At 49.1% G+C, this 24184-nt stretch carries 26 protein-coding genes; 15 read left to right on the top strand and 11 right to left on the bottom strand.

Annotated elements, in window-relative coordinates:
- Positions 1 to 8: 8 nt before the first annotated feature.
- From I2I11_RS18925 to I2I11_RS18935, 3 genes are all read right to left on the bottom strand, one after another.
- The gene (locus I2I11_RS18925; protein ID WP_196269315.1) at positions 9 to 494 is read right to left on the bottom strand and encodes a dihydrofolate reductase; all 486 of its coding nucleotides are present in this window, start codon (positions 492 to 494) and stop codon (positions 9 to 11) included.
- A gap of 192 nt (positions 495 to 686) precedes the next feature.
- Entirely contained in the window at positions 687 to 1616 is a 930-nt protein-coding gene (fmt, locus tag I2I11_RS18930; protein WP_196269316.1) for a methionyl-tRNA formyltransferase, read from the bottom strand.
- 82 nt (positions 1617 to 1698) lie between these two features.
- A complete protein-coding gene (locus I2I11_RS18935) occupies positions 1699 to 2916 on the bottom strand; it encodes an exo-beta-N-acetylmuramidase NamZ family protein (RefSeq protein ID WP_196269380.1) in 1218 nt (405 codons plus the stop codon).
- Between the two features lie 172 nt (positions 2917 to 3088).
- On the opposite strand from I2I11_RS18935, the gene I2I11_RS18940 reads away from it, so the two are divergent.
- Positions 3089 to 4297, top strand: coding sequence for an ABC transporter permease (locus I2I11_RS18940; RefSeq protein ID WP_196269317.1), 1209 nt, complete (start codon positions 3089 to 3091; stop codon positions 4295 to 4297).
- A gap of 94 nt (positions 4298 to 4391) precedes the next feature.
- Here I2I11_RS18940 and I2I11_RS18945 read toward each other — a convergent pair whose 3' ends face one another.
- Both I2I11_RS18945 and I2I11_RS18950 read right to left on the bottom strand, forming a co-directional pair.
- On the bottom strand, positions 4392 to 5093 hold the full coding sequence (locus tag I2I11_RS18945) for a peptidoglycan DD-metalloendopeptidase family protein (protein ID WP_196269318.1): 702 nt from the start codon (positions 5091 to 5093) through the stop codon (positions 4392 to 4394).
- A gap of 46 nt (positions 5094 to 5139) precedes the next feature.
- Complete coding sequence (locus I2I11_RS18950; protein ID WP_196269319.1) at positions 5140 to 5697, bottom strand: HNH endonuclease; 558 nt, start codon at positions 5695 to 5697, stop codon at positions 5140 to 5142.
- A gap of 241 nt (positions 5698 to 5938) precedes the next feature.
- Here I2I11_RS18950 and I2I11_RS18955 point away from each other — a divergent pair, with 241 nt between their 5' ends.
- Together I2I11_RS18955 and I2I11_RS18960 are read left to right on the top strand one after the other, a co-directional pair.
- Positions 5939 to 7021, top strand: coding sequence for a ferredoxin--NADP reductase (locus I2I11_RS18955; protein WP_196269320.1), 1083 nt, complete (start codon positions 5939 to 5941; stop codon positions 7019 to 7021).
- Between the two features lie 103 nt (positions 7022 to 7124).
- Positions 7125 to 8861, top strand: coding sequence for a M3 family oligoendopeptidase (locus tag I2I11_RS18960; RefSeq protein WP_196269321.1), 1737 nt, complete (start codon positions 7125 to 7127; stop codon positions 8859 to 8861).
- Positions 8862 to 9094: 233 nt separating this feature from the next.
- Here I2I11_RS18960 and paaD read toward each other — a convergent pair whose 3' ends face one another.
- From paaD to I2I11_RS18985, 5 genes are all read right to left on the bottom strand, one after another.
- On the bottom strand, positions 9095 to 9577 hold the full coding sequence (gene paaD / locus I2I11_RS18965) for a 1,2-phenylacetyl-CoA epoxidase subunit PaaD (protein WP_196269322.1): 483 nt from the start codon (positions 9575 to 9577) through the stop codon (positions 9095 to 9097).
- Positions 9578 to 9833: 256 nt separating this feature from the next.
- Entirely contained in the window at positions 9834 to 10589 is a 756-nt protein-coding gene (paaC, locus tag I2I11_RS18970; RefSeq protein ID WP_196269323.1) for a 1,2-phenylacetyl-CoA epoxidase subunit PaaC, read from the bottom strand.
- Positions 10589 to 11224: a phenylacetic acid degradation b gene (locus tag I2I11_RS18975; protein ID WP_196269324.1), complete on the bottom strand. Its 636-nt coding sequence runs from the start codon at positions 11222 to 11224 to the stop codon at positions 10589 to 10591. The genes paaC and I2I11_RS18975 overlap by 1 nt, the downstream gene beginning before the upstream one ends.
- Positions 11225 to 11336: 112 nt before the next feature.
- Positions 11337 to 12323, bottom strand: a complete 987-nt coding sequence (gene paaA / locus I2I11_RS18980; protein WP_196269325.1) for a 1,2-phenylacetyl-CoA epoxidase subunit PaaA — start codon at positions 12321 to 12323, stop codon at positions 11337 to 11339.
- Positions 12324 to 12405: 82 nt separating this feature from the next.
- Positions 12406 to 12987, bottom strand: a complete 582-nt coding sequence (locus tag I2I11_RS18985; RefSeq protein ID WP_196269326.1) for a TetR/AcrR family transcriptional regulator — start codon at positions 12985 to 12987, stop codon at positions 12406 to 12408.
- Between the two features lie 478 nt (positions 12988 to 13465).
- Between I2I11_RS18985 and I2I11_RS18990 the strand changes: the two genes are divergently transcribed.
- The 9 genes from I2I11_RS18990 to I2I11_RS19030 all read left to right on the top strand — a co-directional run bounded on the left by I2I11_RS18990 (position 13466) and on the right by I2I11_RS19030 (position 21108).
- A complete protein-coding gene (locus I2I11_RS18990; protein WP_196269327.1) occupies positions 13466 to 14275 on the top strand; it encodes an enoyl-CoA hydratase/isomerase family protein in 810 nt (269 codons plus the stop codon).
- A gap of 49 nt (positions 14276 to 14324) precedes the next feature.
- Positions 14325 to 14810 (top strand): sterol desaturase family protein, encoded by a 486-nt coding sequence (locus tag I2I11_RS18995; protein WP_196269381.1) that lies wholly within the window; start codon positions 14325 to 14327, stop codon positions 14808 to 14810.
- Positions 14791 to 15687: a MerR family transcriptional regulator gene (locus I2I11_RS19000; protein WP_196269328.1), complete on the top strand. Its 897-nt coding sequence runs from the start codon at positions 14791 to 14793 to the stop codon at positions 15685 to 15687. Before I2I11_RS18995 ends, I2I11_RS19000 begins: the two co-directional genes overlap by 20 nt.
- A gap of 194 nt (positions 15688 to 15881) precedes the next feature.
- The gene (locus tag I2I11_RS19005) at positions 15882 to 16397 is read left to right on the top strand and encodes an RNA polymerase sigma factor (protein WP_196269329.1); all 516 of its coding nucleotides are present in this window, start codon (positions 15882 to 15884) and stop codon (positions 16395 to 16397) included.
- A 30-nt stretch (positions 16398 to 16427) separates the two neighbouring features.
- Positions 16428 to 17924, top strand: coding sequence for a phytoene desaturase family protein (locus I2I11_RS19010; protein WP_196269330.1), 1497 nt, complete (start codon positions 16428 to 16430; stop codon positions 17922 to 17924).
- Between the two features lie 20 nt (positions 17925 to 17944).
- Positions 17945 to 18778 carry a phytoene/squalene synthase family protein gene (locus I2I11_RS19015; protein ID WP_196269331.1) on the top strand — a complete coding sequence of 278 codons (834 nt, stop codon included), beginning with the start codon at positions 17945 to 17947 and terminating at the stop codon, positions 18776 to 18778.
- On the top strand, positions 18779 to 19312 hold the full coding sequence (locus I2I11_RS19020) for a hypothetical protein (protein ID WP_196269332.1): 534 nt from the start codon (positions 18779 to 18781) through the stop codon (positions 19310 to 19312).
- Positions 19313 to 19561: 249 nt separating this feature from the next.
- Positions 19562 to 20260 (top strand): lycopene cyclase domain-containing protein, encoded by a 699-nt coding sequence (locus tag I2I11_RS19025; RefSeq protein WP_196269333.1) that lies wholly within the window; start codon positions 19562 to 19564, stop codon positions 20258 to 20260.
- Positions 20261 to 20265: 5 nt separating this feature from the next.
- Positions 20266 to 21108, top strand: a complete 843-nt coding sequence (locus tag I2I11_RS19030; protein WP_196269334.1) for a 4-hydroxy-3-methylbut-2-enyl diphosphate reductase — start codon at positions 20266 to 20268, stop codon at positions 21106 to 21108.
- 12 nt (positions 21109 to 21120) lie between these two features.
- Here I2I11_RS19030 and I2I11_RS19035 read toward each other — a convergent pair whose 3' ends face one another.
- The gene (locus I2I11_RS19035; RefSeq protein ID WP_196269335.1) at positions 21121 to 21336 is read right to left on the bottom strand and encodes a hypothetical protein; all 216 of its coding nucleotides are present in this window, start codon (positions 21334 to 21336) and stop codon (positions 21121 to 21123) included.
- A gap of 21 nt (positions 21337 to 21357) precedes the next feature.
- On the opposite strand from I2I11_RS19035, the gene I2I11_RS19040 reads away from it, so the two are divergent.
- From I2I11_RS19040 to rsmH, 3 genes are all read left to right on the top strand, one after another.
- Positions 21358 to 22041: a fatty acid desaturase gene (locus I2I11_RS19040; protein ID WP_196269336.1), complete on the top strand. Its 684-nt coding sequence runs from the start codon at positions 21358 to 21360 to the stop codon at positions 22039 to 22041.
- 741 nt (positions 22042 to 22782) lie between these two features.
- The gene (mraZ, locus tag I2I11_RS19045; RefSeq protein ID WP_196269337.1) at positions 22783 to 23250 is read left to right on the top strand and encodes a division/cell wall cluster transcriptional repressor MraZ; all 468 of its coding nucleotides are present in this window, start codon (positions 22783 to 22785) and stop codon (positions 23248 to 23250) included.
- Positions 23250 to 24164, top strand: coding sequence for a 16S rRNA (cytosine(1402)-N(4))-methyltransferase RsmH (gene rsmH, locus I2I11_RS19050; protein ID WP_196269338.1), 915 nt, complete (start codon positions 23250 to 23252; stop codon positions 24162 to 24164). Before mraZ ends, rsmH begins: the two co-directional genes overlap by 1 nt.
- Positions 24165 to 24184: the final 20 nt, after the last annotated feature.

Raw genomic sequence — 24184 nt, forward strand, 5'->3', positions numbered from 1 at the left:
TCACAAAACTATTTTCGTCTCAGTTCAATGAAACTGTAGCTATACTTGTTTTTCTCGTCAGGGGCATGCTTTTCTTCGGACACCATCTGCCATTCAGCTTCTTTTAATTCAGGGAAGTAGGTATCGCCGTCAAAAGTATGATGAAGTTTTGTCAGGTAAACTGTATCTACCAACGGAAGCGCTTGTTTGTAGATTTCGGCTCCTCCTATTATGTATACCTGTTCATCCAGTGCCAGCGCTTTATCGATAGCTTCCTGTATGGTGTGCACCACGATGCAGCCTTCCGCAGTATAATCCTGTTGCGTGGTGATAATGATGGAAGTGCGGCCGGGCAGCGGTTTGCCGATAGATTCAAATGTTTTGCGGCCCATCAGCATCGGGTGCCCCATCGTGATTTGCTTAAAATGCTTCAGGTCGGCGGGCAGGTGCCAGATAAGCTGGTTATCTTTCCCGATAACGTTGTTTTCGTCGGTGGCAACTACAATAGCGATCATGGTTTTGATGTGCTGATTCTTTAATGTGCTGATGAGCTCAACGGTTAAATGGTTAAATTGTTATGCTTGTCCTGATCTGGCGCAAGTGTTCAGCGCAGCGGTGACTTGAGCTATGTGTTTCAAAATGGCACCCATACTTCATAAATCACAATCATACTATACAAGCATAAAACGAATAGCCAGAACAGTTATTTAACCATTAAAAGTATACCCGCGCAGCAAATCCTGCAGCGGCATGCGCTTTTTGCCTTCCATCTGCAAATCAAGTATAGCAATAGCGCCGGCTGCTGTTTGCACGTGCAGGAAAGTCTTGTTATCGGTCTTGATCTGCCCGGGTGCTAAAGTATAGGCTGTATTCTCCAAAACTTCCGCTTTAAAAATCTTAAAGGTTTTATCGCCGATGCGCGCCCAGGCGGTGGGGTAGGGGCTTAAGCCGCGAATAAAATTCCGTACTTGTTCAGCCGGCTGGTTCCAGTTGATTTCGCAGGTTTCCTTGTATATTTTAGGAGCGTGTTTGACGTTGCCGGTTACCGCTTGCGGTAGTGGTTGCACCTCATCGTGCTCAATGGCCTGCACCGTGCGCAGGGCCAGTTTTGCGCCTTCATACTTCAGCTTTTCATACACCGAGCCAAAATCATCTTCCGCCAGGATTGGCACGTGGGACTGGAAAAGCAGATCGCCGGTATCAATCTCGTGTTTTAAAAAGAAAGACGTTACGCCCGTTTCTTTTTCGCCGTTGATGATGGCCCAGTTGATGGGCGCAGCCCCACGGTATTGCGGCAGCAGCGAGCCGTGGATATTGAAGGAGCCCAGTTCCGGCATTGCCCAAACCACCTCCGGCAGCATCCGGAAAGCTACGATAATTTGCAGGCTGGCCTGATAGCTGCGCAGCTCGTCCAGGAAAGCATCGGATTTAAGATTGGTGGGCTGCAGCACCGGAATACCCTCCTGCACCGCATACGCCTTCACCGGCGACTGCTGCATTTTTTGGCCCCGTCCAGCGGGTTTATCCGGCGCGGTAATAACGGCCACTACGTTATACTTGTGTTCCACGAGTATTTGCAGGGTAGGCACCGCAAAATCGGGCGTTCCCATAAATACAATGCGTAAATCTTTGGTCATGTACAATCTGGTATTAAATTAAGTCTGCTGCCCGTTTAGGTATAAATTCTATACAAGCTGTAGTCGTGCTACGTGATACGATTTATTCAGAATCGGGGTAAAGCAGATACTGCCTGCGGAGTTGCTTGTAGTTGGTAAGCGCCGGCTCCCAACTGGCTCTGATTTCGGCTTCGGTTTTGCCCGCTATAATTTGTTTCCGCAGCTCGGGTGTGCCTGCCAGTTTCTCAAAAAAGTTGTTGAAGAACTTGTCTTTCTGGGTAGAGTTCTGATACATTTCCAGCAGGTAAGCCAGGGTGAAAGGCTGTGCATCGGTAGGCTGCGTTAAATCAAGGCCATAGCAAACTTCGCCTTTGTGCGGCGGGCTGGCAGCGCCGGGCATACTTTGCGGCGTAAAAGAAAAGTCTTTCTTTGTATAATAGGGGCTGCCAATTACCTGAAAAGGCGTAGGCGTGCCGCGGCCCACGCTCACCGTCGTTCCCTCGAACAGGCACAATGATGGGTAAAGTATAATGGACTGCATGTTGGGCAAATTTGGAGAGGGCGTTACGGGCAAAGTATAAGCCGTTTGATGCGTATAATTTGCCACCGGGATCACTGTCAGGTTTGCCTGGCGGCCACCTGCCAGCCACTTCTCGCCATTTATCATTTTGGCCAGTTCGCCTAGTGTCAGGCCATGTACAATCGGAATCGGGTTCATCCCCACAAACGACTTCAGCGCCGGTTCCAGCACTGGTCCATCTACATAATTGCCGTTGGGATTGGGGCGGTCGAGTATCAGAATAGGCTTGTTGTTTTCTGCGGCGGCTTCCATGGCATAATGCATGGTGCTGCTGTAGGTATAAAAGCGCGTACCTACATCCTGCACATCAAACACCAGCACATCGATTCCTTTCATTTGCTCCGGCGTGGGCTTGGTGTTGCTGCCGTAGAGCGAAATAATAGGCAATCCTGTTTTCTGGTCTTTGGCGTCTTTGATGTGCGCGCCGGCATCGGCCTGGCCTCTGAAACCATGCTCGGGCGCAAAAATGGTGGCAACCTGTACGCCGCGGCTCAGTAAAGTATCAACCAGGTGCGTCTGGCCCACCATAGAAGTTTGATTAACGATAAGCCCCACGCGCTTTCCCTGCAGCACCGGCAGGTATAGATCCAGTTGCTCAGCACCCGTTTTTAAAGGCTGTGCCTGAGCCGGAGGTACAACCGTTTGCGTGGTTGCATCAGCAGCGGCCGGCGTAGGTTTGGGCGTGCAGCCGTTAAAGGCAAGCAGCGCTGAAGTATAAAGTATAAGTATGGGCTGTATCATCATAAGTAAATGTACCAATTCATTAATGTTCTAACTGAAATACAGCAAGTACGTCTGTGTATTTTTGTCTGGCTGCTTTAGCACATATAAGGTGTAACTACAGGCTGCGCCGTGATAATAAGGAAGAAGTCAAAATTCATACCTATCTTTAAGGCTGTTTAAAACCAGGTGCGTGAACATCTCCAAGTATATATCCGAAAAGATTTCTGAAGTGCAGGCCGGCTCGTTTACGTCGTCGGTTACAAAAATAGCAATTATCAGCATAGCAGCAGGCATTGCCATCATGATTGTGTCGTTTGCCATCCTGGAAGGCTTCCGCAGCGAGATCCGGAATAAGATTTTTAGCTTCGGCGCGCACCTGCAGGTGAGCAAGTACGATACCAACAACTCCCTCGAAGGCGCACCCATCAGCAAAGACATCGGCATCACGGATTCTATTTCAGGCATAAAAGAAATTCAGGCCTTCGCGCGCAAAACGGCTATCATCAAAACCAAAGAGGAGGTGCTGGGCGTGGTGCTGAAAGGCGTGGATGCGGACTATGATCTACAGGCGATGCAGCAGAATCTGGTGGCCGGCAGCCTGATTTCATTTCCGGATTCGGCAGCTTCGCAGGAGGTACTGGTGAGCCGCACCATTGCCGACAAGTTGCAACTAAAGGTGGGCGACGAGGCTGTTTTTTACTTTATCCAGAATCCGCCGCGCGCGCGCAAGCTCAAAATAGAAGGTATTTACAAAACCGGGCTGGAGGAGTTTGACGAGGTGTTTGTGATAGGCGACATCCGGCTGATACGGCAACTCAACAACTGGCCCGACACGCTGGTGGGTGGCGTAGAGATCGTGCTGAAAGACTATAACCAGATAGACCAGGTAGCAGACCAGGTGTTTGATCAGATGCACTATGATTTACAACTGGAGAAAATAACAGACCGCCATGCACAGCTGTTCGACTGGCTAAAGCTGCTGCAAAAGAATGTAATCATTTTCCTGGTGCTCATCATTTTTGTGGCTACGTTCAACATGGTGTCTACGGTGTTCATCATGATTATTGAGCGCATCAACATGATTGGCGTGCTGAAAGCAGTTGGCGCCACAGATGCACAAATCCGGAAGGTGTTTTATTTCCGCGGCCTTAACCTGACGCTGAAAGGCATGTTCTGGGGCAACCTGATCGGCCTGCTCTTCTGCGCCATCCAGTACTACTTCAAAATCATACCCCTCGACCCCGAAAACTACTACATGGACACGGTGCCCATCAGTTGGAACTTCGGTATGATTGTACTGCTGAACGTAGTTACGCTGCTGCTCACGATGTTGGCCATACTCATACCTGCGGCTACTGTAGCAAGGATTAAGCCGGTCAAGGCGATTAAGTTTGATTAAGACCTATATTTTCAGACAAGTATAAAACAGATAAGCCCACATTCCTGTGAGGTTCTTCCTGTCTTTAAAGGCTACTCCAAATTAACATTACCAACTACCCCGGCAAATGGCGGCTTTGCAAAATCAGATTCGGATTGGGGCACAGCAGTTCATACTTCTCTCTTTCAGCCAACGTGGCTACGCCAGGAAAGTCGCCATACTTGCCGTCCATGGATTGTATTACCTGGAAATGGAGGTGTGGCGGCCAGTCGCCGTTTTCAGGATAGGGGCCCACTTCCGCTATCTGCTCGCCTTTGCTGAAATGCTTGCCTACATGCAGCCCATCCAGTGAGGTGCGCGTCAGATGGCCATATAAAGTATAGAAAGTAATGCCTTCAAGTTCGTGCGCAAGTATAATTGTCGGGCCATAGTCGCCGAAGTTTGCATTATCCTGAAAGCTGTGCACGGTAGCAGCCAGCGGCGTGTATACAGGCGTGCCGGCCTCAATCCATACATCAATGCCCAAATGTAAATTCCGGCTCTCGGCCTGTATGTTAAAATGCGGGCTGCGGCGGTAAATAAAGCGGTTTTCAAGGTAGCCGCCTACGCCAATGCGGGCACCCTGCTGCTGTAGCAACTGCTGTACCGCCTGGTAAAAGGCTTCGGTATTGCGCAGGTCTACAGTTTGCAACAACCGGTTGCTTTCTGTAAAATCGAGCCGGCAAACAGTATCGGCATTCAGGTCAGCATCAAATACGGGGGCAAAGGCATGCGCGTGCCGCCTTAGTATGGCACTAAGTTTTTTTGAGTCATCCATAAAAACGAACGCGGAGGGTTTGCCGCGCAGGCAGGTATAAAAACTGTCAGGAAACTACTTCCTCTGCAAACCTGGACAGCGTGCGTAAACTCTTGGTTTTACCGAAAAGCTCTTCGGATTTTTTGCTGTAAGCAAGTGCTGCTTCCTGCAAGGTTTCGAAGGTGCCCAGGTTAATGCGCTGCTTGTTATGGTGGATAATGGCGCGGTACTTCTGCGCCTCTTTGTGCACGCCGCGCACACCCAGCTTATTCTCTGTTTTGGTGGTGTTGCGCACAATTTTGCAGAGTGGCGCCCATTCCAGGTTTTCGCGGCGGCAATCCAGCTTGTTGCCGTTTTTAAAGTGCACGTAAAGCCTGATGTCGCTTTCGGGCTTGGCCAGCAGCTGCTCGCCAATCATTTTGTGCAGATAAATGGTTTCGTTGCGGTACTTGCCGTCCCGCAGGGGCCAGTTCTTCTGGAAAAAGGCATAGCCGTTGGAGTGGATGCGCAGGTGCTTCAGAAATTCGATCTGCTGCAGGTAAGCGCTGTTTTGAATGTACTCGTAGGTGCGGTCGTCCACTACTACGGTTTTTTCAGAGTTTTTTAGTGTGAGTTTGTAGAGCATGTGATTTTTGATAATGATGTTGCAATACAAGGGTATAAGCGGTTGCAAAGTGCATGGTAATTTGCCTTTTTTTATATCCGCTACAACTAATATTGCAAAGTTTTTAGGTAATACGTAGAAAATATAGCAATGCGTCATCTTTTAGGCGAAACTTTCTGGCAACAGGCAGGTTTGTTGTAACTTTCAGGCCCGAAACATGTTAAAAAATAAAAACCAAACGGTTCAAAAAGAATAAAAAATAATGAGTAGCCCATACTTTAATCTGAGGGTAGTGGACATCACCCGCGAAACCTCAGATGCGATAACCCTCCACTTCGAGCATCCTGAAAAAAAACATATTACATATAAACCAGGCCAGTTTCTGACGCTTATCTTACCTTTTGAAGGCAAAGAAGTACGCCGTTCTTATTCCCTGAGCAGCACGCCTCATGAGGCTCCCCGGCTGGCTGTAACCATCAAACGCGTGGCGGGCGGCGTGGTTTCGGGCTACCTGCTGGATCACGTAAAAGTAGGCGACGAGATAAAAGTGATGGAGCCGCTCGGCAACTTCTGCCTGACCTGCGCGCCCGACAACCAGCGCAATATAATACTTTTTGGGGCAGGAAGTGGCATCACACCGCTTATGTCTATACTTAAAGCGGTGCTGCGCGAGGAGCCCGGCAGCAAAGTGACCCTGCTCTACGGCAACCGCGATGAGGATTCTGTTATTTTTAAGCAGCAATTGGAGCCACTGCAGGCGCAGCATGAAGGCCGCTTCCGCGTGGAGTATATTTACAGCCAGCCAAAATACCACTGCGAGTACCGCGGCCGCATGAACCAGAGTATTATTATCAAAATTCTGGAACGCCTACAACTGGCCAAAACAACCAACGTGCTATACTTTATGTGCGGCCCCGAAGGTATGATGGACGAGGTACGCAAAGCGTTGAACGTGCTGCACGTGCCTGCAGAGCGTATTTTCCGGGAGAGCTTTGTGAGTAACAAACTTACAGAGCAGCAACAGGATGATCATCACGGGGCCGTAAGCGCTACCGACGAAGATGAAATTGTGACGCAAACGGTAACTATCATTTACGAAGGCGCGGAGTATAGCGTGGTGGTTGAACCAGACCAGACCATACTGGAGGCAGGACTGGAGCAGGATATTGACCTGCCTTATTCCTGCCAGGCAGGGCTTTGCACTGCCTGTCGCGGCAAGTGCCTGAGTGGCAAAGTGCACCTGGATGAGCGTGAAGGCCTTTCTGATGCCGAACTGGACGAAGGCTATGTACTGAACTGCGTAGGCCATCCGCTGACCGGCAACGTAGTCATCGAAATTGGCTGAATTTTATAAGGATGACGTATAAGAGCACCATAATTTAAGGTAGATACACTTAATTTTGTACTTTCAGGAGAACTGCGTACCTTGCACTATAATAATATAAGTTATGACAATGAACTCATCCTCAACTACAATAACAATACCTGAGCGCAGGCGGCGCATATACCTTTCCGAAGATTTTAGAGTGGATACCTGGCAAACCATACAGCCATACTTTGAGGAGCTAAAGAGCCGGGAAATTAACTCGGTGCAGGAGCTGGAAAAATGGATGGCTGATCGCAGCGAACTGGAAAGTGTGCTGTCGGAAGACCTGGGCTGGCGCTACATCCGCATGACCTGCGATACGCAGAATGAAGACATAACACAGGCTTTCCAATATTTTATTTCCGAGATAGAACCCAACATTGCGCCGTTTGATCATGAGCTGAACCAGAAGCTGATGAGCTCTCCTTACATTGGCAGTATAGACCAGGACAAGTATAAAATATACCTGCGCGGGGTAGATCGTGCACTCGAGATTTTCAGAGAAGAAAATATTCCGCTCAACACCGAAATTAGCACCAAACAGCAGCAGTACGCCGCTATTACCGGTGCCATGACCGTGACGCTGGATGGCGAGGAAGTAACCCTGCAACGCGCTGCCGACCGCCTGAAGCGCAACGACCGCGCCGTGCGCGAAGAAGCTTGGCGTGCCATCCAGGAGCGCCGCTTCGAGGACCATGAAAAACTGGACCACCTGTTTGATGAATTGCTGAAACTACGCAATCAGGTGTCGCAGAATGCTGGCTTTGCCAATTTCCGGGATTACATGTTTGCCGCCCTTGGCCGCTTTGATTATACCCCACAGGACACGTTCGATTTTCATAAATCCATTAAAGAAACCATCGTGCCGCTGCTCACCAAAATCGACGAGGAGCGCCAGGAGAAGTTAGGCCTGGATGAACTCCGCCCCTGGGATTTGGACGTAGATACTTCCGGCAAAGCGCCGCTGGAGCCGTTTAAGTCCGGGGAAGAATTGCTGGAGAAAACTGTGCAGGTATTTTATAAACTCGACACGTTCCTGGGCGACTGCCTGGCTACCATGCGCGAAATGGGCCACCTGGATTTGGAATCGAGGAAAGGGAAAGCACCGGGTGGTTATAATTACCCGCTCGATGAGATTGGCGTGCCATTCATTTTTATGAATGCCACCTCCAGCCTGCGCGATGTGATTACGATGCTGCACGAAGGCGGGCACGCTGTGCACTCCTTCCTGACCCGCGAAATGAGCCTGAATGCCTTTAAGCACCCACCATCCGAAGTAGCGGAGTTGGCTTCGATGTCGATGGAGCTGATTTCGATGGACTACTGGGATACTTTCTTTGACAACGAAGACGAGCTGCGCCGCGCCAAGAAAACGCACCTCGAAAGCGTGCTCGAAACATTCCCGTGGGTGGCCACTGTCGATAAGTTTCAGCACTGGATTTACGAGCACCCGGAGCAAACACAGGACGAGCGCCACAAAGCCTGGGTAGATATTTTCGAGACCTTTAACCACAAAGAAGTAAGCTGGAGCGGTCTGGAGAAGTATAAACCCTTCCTGTGGCAGAAGCAACTGCACATTTACGAAGTGCCGTTCTATTACATCGAATACGCCATGGCGCAGCTCGGAGCCATCGCCGTCTGGAAGAACTACAAGGAAAACCCTACCGAAGGGCTGGCGGCCTACAAACGCGCGTTGAGCCTAGGCTATACCGTCTCCATTGGCGAAGTTTACGCCGCCGCCGGCATCAAATTCGATTTCAGCACGGAGTACATCAAGAGCCTGGCTGATTTTGTGCAGGAGGAGATGGAGAAGTTATAGGAAGTATAAACTTGCTTCCTTACCGGAAAGGGTAATAGAGTCTCTCTGCTCTGTCATCCTGAAAGGATCTCGTGAATGAATAGTAAGTAATTCACAAGATCCTTTCAGGATGACAGAATGTATAAACAGTAAATTTTGCTAAGTATAAAGGAAATAAAAAGAGGCCCTTTCAAATATTTGAAAAGGCCTCTTTTTATTTGTCTAGCATCTAATGTCTAAAATCTAACGTCTCTTTACAGCGGCTTAAACTGCTCGAACATCTGCTTGCAATCGTTGCAGTAGTGCATGGCGCGGCAGAGGGTGGGGCCGAAGGGTGTTCGGAGTGTGGTGTTGGTACTGTTGCAGTTGGGGCAGGTAGCGTATTCCAGAATATCCAAATCCAGCACCATGTTATACTTGGGTGGTGGGGCCAGCTCGAACTCTTTTAAATGCTGGCGGCCTTTATCGGAAATTTTGTTGCTGTCCCAAGGCTTATCGAAGCTCATTCGAACGGTATGATGGTTGATGCCGTGCTTTTCGAGGGTGCGCTCTACGTCCTTTTTCATGTAGTCCATGGCCGGGCAGCCGGCAAAGGTCGGCGTCATGTTCACGGTTACGTGGTTATCCTCTGTAATCTCCACGTCCGTAATCACACCCAAATCTACCAGCGAGAGCACCGGTATTTCCGGGTCTTTCACCTCTTCCAGGAGCGATAGTATGTGTTCTTTGGTTAGCATATTTTTGGACGTATCACGTATCTCGTATCAGGTAGCACGACTTTTACAATTAATTCTTTGGTATTCGGGCATGGATTACAAGCATGCGCCTGTAGAGAACAATTCCTGCAACTTGTTCGCGGTTATCAACTTGAGGCCTTCAGCCTCAGTGAAGTCGGAGACTTCACACCGTCAAAAGACACGAGTTTGAAAACTCGCGCCAGAAATATTTATCAAAAAGTCTTATGTCTAACGTCTATCATCTAACGTCTAAAACCTACCACTCAGCTGTCGGGTCAATCTTAAACACTTCGGCCATTTCGTCCAGGAGCGGTTGCAGGTGCTCGGTGTGCTCGCCGTAACGGCCGCCGAATTTCGGTTCTATACTTGCAAGGTCCGGCAGTTTTAGCTCTGTTTTTTCCAGCACGGCCTGTATGCGTTGCAGCCATTCGGCCTTTACTGCTTCCTCGCCACCGTACACACCGGCTTCTATCAGTTCCTGTTCATACTTAGATTTCTCGAACATACCCAGGGCATAAGGCAAGGCCTCATTCAGCGACGACTGCAGACGCAGGATAGCTTCCTCGGTAGACGAACCCAGGTTCTTAATCCAGGTGTTGGCGTGCAGCACGTGGTATTTTACTTCGCCTTTCAGCTTGGTAGCAACTTTGGCAATGGGTTCATAGCTGGAATTACTCAGCATCTCAAAGCGGATGATTTCGGCATTGTCGTACAGGAAATGGCGTATCAAACTGAAATCATACTCGCCGTTAGGCAACTCTACCAACTGGTTATTATGGAACTGGCCGGCATTACGGGTAAAAGCAACTGTGTCCGGGTCGGCTTCGCCGAGCTCGTGCAGCAACGTATAAAAGGCCAGGCTATGGCCTATTTTGTCCTGCGCCATTGAGGAGAAAGCAATATCCTCTTCCAGAATGGGGCCGAAGCCGGTCCACTCGGAGTTGCGATGGCCAAGTATGAGCTGGTCGTCGGCCAATTTGTATAACAGGTCTTTCAGGGCTAACTCGTTCATCAGGCAGGGGTGTTTTTGTTTTCTTCTTTATACTTCGTGATTTTGTCCATCACTTTATAAGCAATGGCTTCGCGGTACTTTTTATCGGGTGTGGTAGCCCACATGTCCTTGTCGTCTTCGGCAGACTGCAGCACATCTTTCGACTTTACCACCCATACATTCACGATAGGAGCTTTATCACCGAACTGGTTTTTTGCTTCCTGCAGGGCTTCCTGATAAGAGGTAGCCACCACGCGGCCTACATGCGTGTGTGCTTTGCCGCGTTTCTTCAGATGAAAGATTTCGTAAGGCTCCGGCTGTTCGCTTTGCGTTGCAGGTGCCTCCACCCGCAGTATATCGTACACATTCTCGCCATCGTTGGCATAGGGTGTTACCTGTATATTTTCGGTGCGCACCACCCACAGGCTTACGCACGGGAAACGGCGGCTATACTGCTCCTTCGCAAAAAGGAAAGCCACATCCTCGTTGGGTGCATGTACCGGGCCCGCATAAGCATGAGGAGTACTTTCTTTTTTCTGATGGAAAGCTTCGTAGGTTTCGAACTGGTCCAGCGCAGGCTTTTCTTCCATTGGAGGCACCTCGCCATCCGGCAAATGCAGTCGGGTTACTCTTGGGTCTAATGACTTCAGGCTCATGTTTTCTTAATTATGAATTAAAAATTAGAAATTAGAAATGGGTGGCTCAGGTTCTGTTCTCACTCCAAATCAATTTCTAATTCATAATTTTGAATTTTTAATTTGCCACCGGCTATGCCAGTGGACGAACGTATTTTGCTTTGGGGTTGAGGAGGGCGTGACGTACCCAAGCGCCGCGTTCTTCGGCGGTGCGACGCACAGCCAGGCGCTCGGCGTTGCAAGGGCCGTCGCCGTTTATCACGCGTTTAAACTCATCCCAGTCTGGTTCGGTGTATTCCCATTGGCCGGTTTCCGCATTTTTCTTCAGGTTCGGGTCTGGCACAGTCAGGCCGAGCTCCCATATCTTAGGCACATACATGTCCAGGAACTGCTGGCGGCAATCGTCGTTAGAGGCCATTTTTACTTTCCAGCGCATCAGCGTCTCGGTGTGGGTGCTCATCTTATCCGACGGTCCGAAGAAAGTCATGATTGGAGGCCACCAGCGGTTTAGCGCTGCCTGCACCATTTCTCGCTGCTTCGGTGTGCCAGTTGCCAGGTGCACCACGGCGTCGTGGCCATACTTCAGGTGGAAAGCTTCTTCGGCGCAAATTCTTTCCAAAGCACGCGAATAAGGACCATAGCTGCCCTTGGCGTTCGCCATCTGGTTTACAATCGCGCCCGCATCAATCAGCCAGGAAATAATGTTAGAGTCGGCCCAGGTAAAAGCCGGATAGTTGAATACGTTGGAGTATTTCGATTTGCCATTGATAAGGTCGGTCAGCATCTGCTCGCGCGATTTGCCCAGTGTTTCGGCAGCGGAGTACAGCAACTGCGCGTGTCCAACCTCGTCCTGCACTTTGGCCATTTGCGCCATTTTGCGGCGGAAACCAGGTGCGCGCGTAATCCAGGTGCCTTCCGGCAGCGCGCCGATAATTTCGGAATGCGCGTGCTGCTCAATCATGCGAATGAGTTGCTTGCGGTATAATTGCGGCATCCAGTCGGTTGGCTCGATTTTTTCGCCACGGGCGATGCGCGCCTCAAATTCAGCGAGTTTGGCAGGGTCTTCTGTCTGCAAATCGTCGAATTTGGTAGCTTCGAAAACGTTTCCTCCTCCGTACATATTATTTATAGTTTAAAGGTTCAGTAAAAGTGCCGGGCCGTAGGTGGCGGCCCGGCGATTAGTTAGTTGGTTTGGGCGTGTATTAAGTTTGCTTCAGTCCGTTCAGGAGCATCGTTGCCAGGTTATCGGCAATTTCTGTTGGTGTCATTTTGCCTTCCGGCTTGTACCAGGTATGGATCCAATTCAGGCTCGAAAGTATGGTGAGCGCTGCAAATTTTTCGTCGGGCACCGTAAATTCTCCGGTTCCAATACCTTCCCGGATAATCTCCCGGAAGCGTGCTTCATACTTGTCGCGCATGGCTAGAAAGGTGCTGTGAAAAGGGTCGCTCAGGTGGCGCCACTCGTGCAGGAATACGGCGGAGGCCGCCGTGTTCTGCGTTAGCACCCGTACGTGTGCCTTAATGGCTCCCTGCAGCTTTTCGGTGGCAGAAGCATCCGGTGTTTCGGCGGCATCCAGGGCCTCAAAAAACTCAGTCGCCATCCGGAAGCACACCCGCTGTAAAATCTCCTCTTTCGATTTGATGTGCGAGTAAATACTGGCTGCCTCAATGCCCAGCGCATTGGCCAGGTCACGCATCGACGTAGCTGAAAAGCCCTTTGCTTTAAAAAGGCTCGTGGCGGTGGTCTCGATTTGTTGTTTGCGGCTCAATACGACTTCTTCCATAGTATACCAACAAATATAAGCAACCTAACGTTCGTTAGCAAATTTAATATAGAAACGAGGAGTGGTGGTGTGTGGTTGCGGGGTTCGTCTGAATCAGGATTTGCAGGATGAGGGGATGGACAGGATTTTAAGAGAACATACATGTAAGCTGTTCACAACTCACCCGCTGGTGCGAGCTTGCAGCTCGTACCATATTATCAAACAGGCTTGAAGTAAGTACGAGCTGCAAGCTCGCACCAGCGAACACTGTGCCGTTCCTTTTCTGAGTATACTTGATAAAGCCTGTAACTCACCCGTATGCCCCAGCATCAGCGGCACGAAATTCCAGAAGTATAATCCTGTTCATCCTTATATCCTGTAAATCCTGATTCACAATGGTGCGTTATTTGCTACATTTTAAATCAGCGTTCTGCTCACGAATCGTAAATTTGAAAACCAGCTATCTGATGTATAGCGTATCTATATTAAAATTACCAACATGGCTACTATATATAACCCAACCCAGACACAGGCCACTGCCTACGTGAAATACCACGTGCAGGACCGCATAGGCTACATCACCCTGGCCCGGCCTGAAAAACGAAATGCTCTGAATTATGAGCTGGTATCGGAACTTAAACGCGCTTTTGCTTATGCCGAGGACGATGAGACTTGTAAAGTAATTGTGCTGCGGGCCGAAGGCAAAGTATTTTGTGCCGGCGCCGATTTAGAATACATTCAGCAACTGCAGGAAAACGATTACCACGAGAACCTGCTCGACTCTACGCATTTAATGGAGCTTTTCCGGCTCATTTATACTTTAAAGAAAGTAGTGATTGCCCAGGTGCACGGCCATGCCATTGCGGGCGGCTGCGGGCTGGCTGCTATCTGCGATATCGGCTTTGCCGTGCCGGAGGCGAAGTTTGGTTATACCGAAGTTAAAATCGGATTTATACCTGCCATTGTAAAAGTGTTTCTGCTGCGCAAAATAGGGGAGGCCAGGGCCAAGCAGTTGCTGCTGACCGGCGATTTGATTTCGGCAGCGGAAGCAGAGCGCTATGGGCTTGTGAACTTTGTGGTTCCCGCCGAAGAACTGGAAGGCCATGTTTTGGCCTTTGCCCAAAAACTTTGCACCGAAAACTCGCGTCAGTCGATGGAGGTCACCAAGGAGATGATTGCCCGCGTGCAGGAAATGAGCCTGGAAGATGGTTTAACCTATGCTTCGGAGATGAATGCCGTAGCCCGCGGCAGCGAAGATTGCCGTCGCGGCATTGCAGCATTTCTGAATAAGGTGCCCCAGGTCTGGTAAATTCTGTTTAATAATCTAAACTTTTTGTTAACCTTGCTGTTTCTTGCATATGCTGATAGGCGTGGGAATTATGTTGTTGGCTTTTGTGGTGATGGAAGGTGTGGCCTGGGCCATGCACAAGTATGTGCTGCATGGGTTTCTGTGGTTTCTGCACAAGTCGCACCATACGCACCACAACCATGTTTTTGAGCTGAATGACCTGTTTTTTGCCTATTATGGCACATTGGCGATGCTCTTCTTTGTTTTTGGCAGCGAGCCGATTGATTACAGGTTCTGGATAGGGGCCGGTATTACGCTTTATGGCGTATTATACTTTCTGATTCATGACGTGTTCATTCACCGCAGAATAAAACTCTTCGGCAAAACGTCTAATGTTTATCTTAAAGCATTAAACATGGGGCACAAGATGCATCACAAAACCCAGGGCAAGTATGGCTCCGAATCGTTTGGGATGTTATGGGTGTCTAAAAAGTATTTTACAGCAGCAAATAATATTGTAAAAAAGCAGCAAAAAGGTGGCGCAATATACCATTAAGGAACTGGAACAATTATCGGGTATCAAGGCACATACCATACGTGTGTGGGAACAGCGCTATAACATTCTTTGCCCGCAACGAACGTGTACCAATATCCGCTATTACAGCGATGAAGACCTCAAAAGCCTGCTCAATATTTCGTTGCTGAATGAGCGCGGCTACAAGATCTCGAAAATTGCCTGCATGGCGCCCGAGCAAATACAGCAGATGGTGCAGCAACTCTGCGAAACTCCCTGTGCCTGTTCCCACCATATCAGTTTGCTGGTGTCGGCTATGGTAGATATGGACGAGGATAAATTCGACAAGGCGCTGTCAACGGCAACCTTGCAGATGGGCTTTGAGGAGATGATGCACGAAGTGATTTATCCCTTTCTGAATAAAATTGGTGTTTTGTGGCAAACCGGAAATATCAGCCCGGCGCACGAACACTTTGTGAGCAACTTAATCCGGCAGAAGATAATTGTAGCCATAGATGGCCAGGTGGTGCGCAAGCAACAGGGAGCTCCCACCTACCTGCTGTACCTGCCTGAAGGCGAACTGCACGAGCTGGCACTGCTGTACATGAATTATGTTATCCGGCTGCACAACCTGCACGTAATATATTTGAGCCAGAACCTGCCCTTTGAGGATTTGGAACTTACGTATGAGCAGTGTAAGCCTGATTATATCTGCACCGTGATGACCTCGGCTCCGGAACGGGATCAGGTGCAGCATTACATCAACAGACTTTCCACCCGATTTGCTGACTGCCGGGTTTATGTTTATGGTTTTCAGGTACAGTATGATTTCCTGGTTTTTCCGGATAATGTGCAGCGCCTGGATTGTATGCGCAACTTTACAGCTATGTTTAAGCAGGGCAGCCATACCCGCAATTGAGTAACTTCCTATATCAGGCAGGCAACCGGGCTGAAGTTTGTTGTTATAGACAGGCTTAAACATACCGTTTACAGAGCAGATTCTGCTGTTTGTCTGTTTTGTTGAATACTTCTGTAAAATTATTCTACAAAATAAGATTTTTTATTTTTTGACTCGTATATTTGTTTATGGTTTTACCTAAAACTATAAACAAAATGACTGCTATAGAATTTACTAATCTTGTACAGGGGGTGTCGCAGTCGCTGCGGCCGGTTGCCATGAAACTGACCCGCGATGCTGATGATGCCAAAGACCTGGTGCAGGAAACGCTTCTGAAGGCATTAAATAATCGTGACAAATTTAAATCGGGCACCAACATCAAGGCCTGGTTATACACGATTATGCGCAACACCTTCATCAACAACTACAACAAAATTACCAAGCGCAGCAGCAACATCGACAGTGCCGAGTACCTGCAGTACCTTAATACCGACGAAAACTACATCACCCAGAACAAAGGCACCGCTACCTTTGTGATGAGCGACATCAACAAAGCTATTGCGCAGCTGAACGAAGAGCACCGCACGCCTTTTATGATGTACTATGTGGGGTATAAGTACCTGGAGATTGCCGATAAACTGCAAATCCCGATTGGCACCGTGAAGAACCGCATTCACATAGCCCGCAAAGAGCTCAAGCAAATGCTGAAAGTATACCAGCAGGAAGCTTAGCTTTTTAGCCTGAAATCACTAACTTCCGCGATGGCGCCAACCAAAGTAATCGTAATCGGCTCAGGTTTTTCCGGCTTGTCGGCAGCAACGTGCCTTGCTGATAAAGGCTATGACGTAACGGTTCTGGAAAAGAACGCCACACCAGGCGGGCGGGCCAGGAGCTTTGCAGAAGCAGGTTTTACGTTCGACATGGGCCCGAGCTGGTACTGGATGCCCGATGTGTTTGAATCATACTTTAACCGTTTCGGCAAATCCACGTCTGATTATTTTCAACTGGAGCGTTTAGACCCCTCTTATACGATTGTATTTGGTGAGGATGACTTGATGCAGGTGCCGGCATCTATGGATGAATTGCGGCAGCTCTTCGAAAGCATGGAACCCGGCAGCGCACAGCAGCTCGATAAGTTTCTGGAGCAGGCCGCTTACAAGTATGAAGTAGGCATAAACAAACTGGTGTACAAGCCGGGCCGCTCGCTTACGGAGTTTATGAGCCCGAAGCTGCTGCTGGATGTGCTGCGCATGGATGTGTTCCAGTCTTTTCACAAACACATCCGCCGCTTTTTTAAGCATGAAAGAATTATCAAGCTGATGGAGTTTCCGATTCTGTTTTTAGGCGCTTTGCCCGAAAATACCCCGGCGCTTTACAGCCTGATGAACTACGCCGACATTAGCTTGGGCACCTGGTACCCCATGGGCGGTATGTATAAGATTGTGGAAGGAATGGTGCAGCTGGCTGAAGAAAAAGGGGTGAAATTTCTGTACAACCAGGAAGTAAAGCAGATAGAGGTGCAGGAAGGTATGGCACGCCATGTGGTGACGGCAAGCGGCTCTTTTGAAGCAGATGTGGTGGTGGGCAGCGCAGATTATCATCATGTGGAAAAAAAGCTGTTAACGGGCGAATACCGGAGTTACTCCGATACTTACTGGGATAAACGGGTGATGGCGCCTTCGTCGCTGATTTTTTACCTGGGCGTGAGCAAGCGCCTGCAAAACCTGCAACATCACAACCTGTTTTTTGATGAACCTTTCGGGCCGCATGCCCGCGAAATTTATGCTGATCCCAAATGGCCTGCCAAGCCGCTGTTTTATGTATGCGCGCCCTCTGTTACAGACCCTGCCGTAGCGCCGGAAGGCAGCGAAAACCTGTTTATACTGATGCCTGTTGCCCCCGGATTAGAAGATACCGAAGAAACTCGCGAACACTACTATAACCTGGTCATGGATCGGTTGGAGCACCTCACGAAACAGGAAATCCGGAACAATGTAATATACAAGCGGACCTACGCCCACCAGGACTTTATAAAAGATTACAACGCGTTTAAAGGCAATGCCTATGGTTTGGCCAATACGCTTCTGCAAACGGCACTGCTGAAACCGAGCTTGAAGAGCAGGAAAGTCAGCAACCTGTTTTATACCGGCCAGCTTACGGTGCCCGGGCCGGGCGTTCCTCCATCGCTTATTTCAGGGCAGGTGGTAGCCAGAGAAATTGAGAAGGAATATGCTGCGCCGGTTGCAGCAAACGTATAAATGTCCAAACCGAATCATGCATGGAATTATTCAGAGAAACGTGTCTTAAATGCAGCAAAGTTATCACACAGGCTTACAGCACCTCCTTTACGCTGGGCATCAAAACGCTGCATCAGAAATTTCATGCGCCCATTTACGCTATCTATGGCTTTGTGCGCTGCGCTGATGAGATTGTAGACACTTTTCACGCTTATGACAAGCGCAAACTGCTGGCCGACTTCAAGCACCAGACCTTTGAAGCAATTGAAAGCGGCATCAGCCTGAATCCTGTTCTGCACGCTTTCCAGTGTGTGGTAAAAGAATACAGCATTGACATTTGCTATATCGAGGCTTTCCTGGAAAGTATGGAGATGGATCTGGATGATCAGGTATACGACTGCTCGCTATACAGCGAATATATTTACGGGTCGGCTGAAGTGGTGGGGCTGATGTGCCTGAAAGTTTTCTGTGAGGGTGATGAAGCGATGTTTGAGCGCCTGAAGAAACCTGCCTGCAGCCTGGGTGCAGCTTTTCAGAAAGTAAACTTCCTGCGCGACATGCGCAGCGACTATGACGAGCGGGGCCGCGTATACTTCCCGCAGGTAGACTACCAGAGTTTTAACAACAACAGCAAGGCCGCAATAGAGGCCGACATTATGAATGATTTTGACGCTGCGTATGTTGGCATAATGGCGTTGCCCCGCACGGCTCGCATGGGTGTATACCTGGCGTATGTGTATTACCTGAAACTGTTCCGGAAAATACAGAGCCTGCCGGCCACCCACATTTTAAAAGAGCGCGTAAGAGTACCTGACAATAAAAAGCTGGCACTCCTGCTCGGCTCTTATCTCAGATACAGGCTTAACGCAATTTAAATGACGAAATTTTTTTTACTGGTTTTGTGCTTCTTTGTAGCAGCAAATACATGGGCCGGCGATACAGCCCGCTATAGTATAAACGAGCTGCGGCTTAAGTATCAGAAAGCAAGCCTGGACGAAGCGACAGCGAAAGAGTTTAACAGGCAGATGAGCGCCTACAACGGAAAAGATCCGCTGGTGAAGGCTTACCAGGCGGCCTCGGAGGCGGTAATGGCCAAGTATGTCTGGAACCCATACAGCAAGTTAAAGCACCTGCAAACCGCTTCGGCTATGTTTCAGGAAGCTGTTAAGTTGGATGCCAGACAGTCGGAAATCAGGTTTTTGCGCTTCACCGTAGAGCATTATGTACCGCGTTACCTTAACCTGAGCGGGCATATAGCGGAAGACAAGAAGCGGATTATTGAGAGCCTGCAGGAATATCCGGAATCGGGCTTGTCGGAGGGGCTGGCACGCACCATGCGCGATTTTATGCTTTCCAAAGACCATTGCACAGCACAGGAGAAAAAGATCCTGCGGGACGTCAAGATTTAGAAGATTGAAGGCAAGGAAATAAGTATGAGGTGAGCCTGTCCGGTTTAACTGTGCTTATTGTCCAGACACTCGCGGGGGGCTGCGCACACCCTGAGGTCTTTTGAGCAGCCTCCAATTTATTACCGGACACACAGCGTGCGCAGCTCCTGTGTGTATCCGGGCGGCTACTGAAACACGAGGTGTGGCAGAAGCAGTTGGGGCAATTTGTCATTATAAATTCTTCGGTTTACTTATCCCGATTTCAAAGTAATGTACATTTACCTATACCTTAATATTTTCACCATCCTGTTTCCGGTGCTGCTCTCCTTCGACCGGAAGGTGGCGTTCTATAAACAGTGGCCGGCGCTCTTCCCGGCCATACTTGCCAACGCGCTCTTCTTTATAGTATGGGATTCCTTCTTCACGGATATGGGCGTGTGGGGCTTTAACAAAGATTACCTGGTTGGTTTATACCTGTTTAACCTCCCGCTGGAAGAGGTTCTTTTCTTTATTACGGTGCCTTATGCCTGTGTTTTTATCTATGAGGTGCTGAATGCTTATGTCTCCAAAGATCTGCTGCAGCCTTACGCCAAGGGTTTCACTTTTTTGCTGATGCTGGTGCTGCCGCTGGTTGCTGTTTTCAATATCGGCCGTCTTTATACCTCTGTTACATTTGTGCTGCTCACCCTCATGCTGCTGGTGCACCTGCGTTATTTCGGCAGCCGTTTGCTGGGCCGGTTTTACCTCGCTTACCTGGTGCATCTGGTGCCTTTCCTGCTGGTAAACGGTGTGCTTACTTACCTGCCTGTGGTCTGGTATAACAACACCTATAACCTGGGATTGCGCATCGGCACCATACCCGCGGAAGATGTTTTTTACTCGATGCTGATGTTGTTGCTAACTATCTCGGTATATGAGCTTTTGCGCAAACGGAAAGCTGTAAAACAATATAAGGCTGTAGTTGTATAAGTTGTATGAAAAGCCTGCGCGTTACCATCGATTCAAACTCCGGCTTCTGCTTTGGCGTGGTATATGCCATCCAGATGGCAGAAGATATACTGGCAGAGCAGGATTATTTGTATTGTCTGGGTGATATTGTACACAACGACGAAGAAGTGGAACGCCTGCAGCAGCGTGGCCTGCGCATCATCAACCACCAGGAGTTTAGCACCCTGCAAAACGAAACCGTGCTGATACGCGCCCACGGCGAACCACCCGATACCTACCAGACAGCCCTGCAAAACAACCTGACCCTGATTGATGCCTCGTGCCCCGTGGTGCTGAAATTACAGAACCGCATCAAGGCTTCCTTCGATAAGAAAGAGCAGATTTTTATCTATGGCAAACACGGCCATGCGGAGGTATTGGGTTTGCTGGGCCAGACTGGTAACCAGGCGGTGGTATTCGAAAGTATGGACGAACTGCTGCAGCACGACCTTCCGGCTAAACTTACACTCTACAGCCAGACTACGAAAAGCACCGACAGCTTTTATCGTATAAAACATGCTCTGGAGGAAAAGGGATACGAGGTAAATCCCAACGATACTATTTGCCGACAGGTATCTAACCGAGATAAGGAGCTCCGCCGGTTTGCCGCTAAATTCGATAAAATTATCTTTGTGTCAGGCACTAAATCCTCCAATGGCAAGGTGTTGTACGAAGTATGCAAAGCCACCAACCCGGCTACCTATTTTATCTCTAAAGTAAGCGAGTTGCAGCCCTCGTGGTTTAAGGACGGAGAAAGCGTAGGTATCTGTGGTGCAACTTCTACACCCATGTGGCTGATGGAAGAAGTGCGTGATGCCCTGCTGAAGTAGGCGTACTAATTGTTAAACTGCCGATTGTTCCTGATCTTTATACTTTCGCGGGAACTGCACGCACCGCAAATGTATAAAGGCCAGGAACAGACGTTTAAGTTCAGGTATAGGATTATCAATAGTTGTAGCCAACAGAGCAGAATTACAAATCTGGTTCAGCAAAGGCTGGATGTATACTTCGTAAAGACCTCGCAGCGTGCGCAGCTCCTGCAAGTGTCTGAAGGTCAAGGACAATCAATAATTAAACAAATGGTTAGCAGGAAAGACAGCAGGGGCATCGTAATGGCGGCAGCAATAGTTGCCTGCTGGCTGGGATTGCTCGTATACCTGCTGTCTGTCTTTGCTGTGGATTTTGCTAACCCGCTTACGTACCTGTTCATCCTGCTACAAACGCACCTCTACACCGGCCTTTTTATTACTGCGCATGATGCCATGCATGGCGTGGCGGCACCTGGCAGGCCCGCACTTAACAAAAGTATAGGAACGGCAACGGCTTTGCTTTTTGCATTTAACTGGTATCCGCGGCTGCTGCCCCGCCACCACCAGCACCACCGCCACGTAGCCACCAACCTGGACCCGGACTATCATGGCGGTTCTTTCGTGGCCTGGTATTTCAGTTTTCTGAAGCAGTATATTACCTGGTGGCAACTGCTGCTGATGGCTGTGAGCTTTAACGTGCTCAGGTTATACTTCCCGTTAGAGAACGTCATCCTGTTCTGGATGCTGCCGGCTATACTGGCTACTTTCCAGCTTTTCTACTTTGGTACTTACCAGCCGCATCATGGCGAACATGCACCCGGCAACAAACACAAATCCACCACACTGGCCACAAACCATTTGTGGGCTTTCCTGAGCTGCTACTTCTTCGGTTATCATTACGAGCATCACGACAAGCCATACCTGCCCTGGTGGCAATTGTATAAAACGAAGTAGGTACTGGTGTTTGCTTTGTGCCACGGGAGGCTCTAAGGAGGGCGGAATGGTTCTGCATTACGTTTTCAGTGCTCCTGAAATCTCTCTTCCCTGGATTTACCTGCTTATAGATATAAGGAACTCTGCTTTTTGAACCGTTTTTGCAGGAAAGTACATAAAAGCTTTTTGTTTTAGCAGGCGGCAGGAATCAATTTAAAGTATAAACGAAATCTGAAGAAGATACAAGCTGTTCAGCGTCAATAATTTGAACCTAGAAGTCTTTTGTCCTGCTACTTAATACAAACTGAAACAAGGTTTTCCAGGGGAGCTTTAAGCTCCCCTTTTTGTTGCCCTGAAGTTTAAGATGCAGAAGGCATTGCAACGGCTATCCGGGGGCAGGTTGCGCCACTTTCGGGCTTATACCTGGATAATTATGCCACTTTGCCCCACTTTTCCCACTTAATGCCACAAACGCGGCAGCTAGCTGCTCGGTATGAAGTAAACTATACCTGGTGAAGGGTAAGGTGCTGGGAGCTAGAGTGTTAATGTTGAAGGGGATCGTATATAAGCAAAGAGTTAATCAGAAGCAAAAAAACTTATACCCAAAAATAAGTGCAGGATGTGTGGATAATGTGGATAAGTGGAGTGGATAACCATAATTTATCCACAAAGTGGTAAAAAGTGGTAGATTGTGGTTGCTGAGTTTTACTGAATCGCTACATTTGTAGACACCGAAATCCATACGGACAAAAGCCCATTAGCATGAATTTCCTCTCAGGCGAATATGAATGCAAGATTGATCCGAAGGGAAGGCTGGTTTTACCTGCAAAGATAAAAACCAACCTGCCGGAGGAATCGGGCAATCATGTGGTGCTGATGCGGGGGTTCGAGCCTTGCCTGGTGTTATATCCGAAAGCTGAGTGGAAGGTGATTTACGACAAAGTGGCCAGTCTGAACGAGTTTAACGAAGAATACCGCCAGTTTCAGCGCAACTTCTTCCGGGGTAATACCGAGATTGAGCTGGACGGAACAGGTCGTTTTATTGTGCCAAGGACAATGGCACGCTTTGCAGAACTGGAGAAAGAGGCTATTGTAGTGGGGCTTGGCAACCGCGTGGAGATATGGAACCCTGATAAGTATGAGGAGTTCCTGATAAAGGATCAGCAGGACTTTTCGCAGCTGGCGCAGAAGTTTTTAGGTGATAAACCGGCCGGAGAGCCACTTATCTAATGGAGTATCATCGCCCCGTATTGCTGCAGGAGTCAGTTGAGGCCATGGCTATTAAGCAGGGTGGCGTGTATGTGGATGTAACGTTTGGCGGCGGCGGCCATTCCGCCTTAATCCTAAGCAGGCTTACAAGCGGTAAGCTGTATGGTTTTGACCAGGATCGGGATGCTGCAGAACAGGCCGCCAGGCTGGCAGGGCCAAATTTTGAGTTTGTACGCGCTAATTTCCGCGATCTTAAAAAGTACCTGCGCCTTTACGGGGTAAAGCAGGTAGATGCCGTGCTGGCAGATCTGGGTGTTTCGTCGCACCAGTTTAATGTGCCCGAACGTGGCTTTTCGACCCGTTTTGATGGCCCGCTGGATATGCGCATGAACCCGGAAGCAGGCATTACGGCAAAAGAAGTGCTGGAAACATACTCCGAGGAGCAGTTGCACCGCATTTTCGGGATGTATGGCGAAGTGAAGAATGCCAAAACGCTGGCCAGAACGATAGTAGAAAAGCGGGCCCGGCAGCCCTTTGCAACTATCAGCGAGTTTAAGCAGGGCATCAGTTCCTGTACGCCGAAAGGCAAAGAAAACAAATACCTGGCCCAGGTGTTTCAGGCGCTCCGCATCGAAGTAAACGACGAGATGAAGGCGCTGGAGGAAATGCTGGAGCAGGCAACAGAAGTGCTGAAGCCCGGGGGCCGGCTGGTGGTAATATCCTACCACTCGCTGGAAGACAGGCTGGTGAAAAATTTTATTGCCAAAGGCAGATTTTTCGGAGAAGTGGAAAAAGACCTGTTTGGTAATGAGCTTAAACCGCTGGAGGCCGTTACGCGCAAACCCATTGTGCCGTCAGAACAGGAACTGCTGGACAACAGCCGCTCCAGAAGTGCTAAACTGAGAGTAGCAGTGAAAAGAGAAAAGAATGATTGATAAATAAACAGCTGATTTAT

This window comes from Pontibacter rufus (assembly GCF_015694705.1).
In the GTDB taxonomy this organism is placed as follows: domain Bacteria; phylum Bacteroidota; class Bacteroidia; order Cytophagales; family Hymenobacteraceae; genus Pontibacter; species Pontibacter rufus.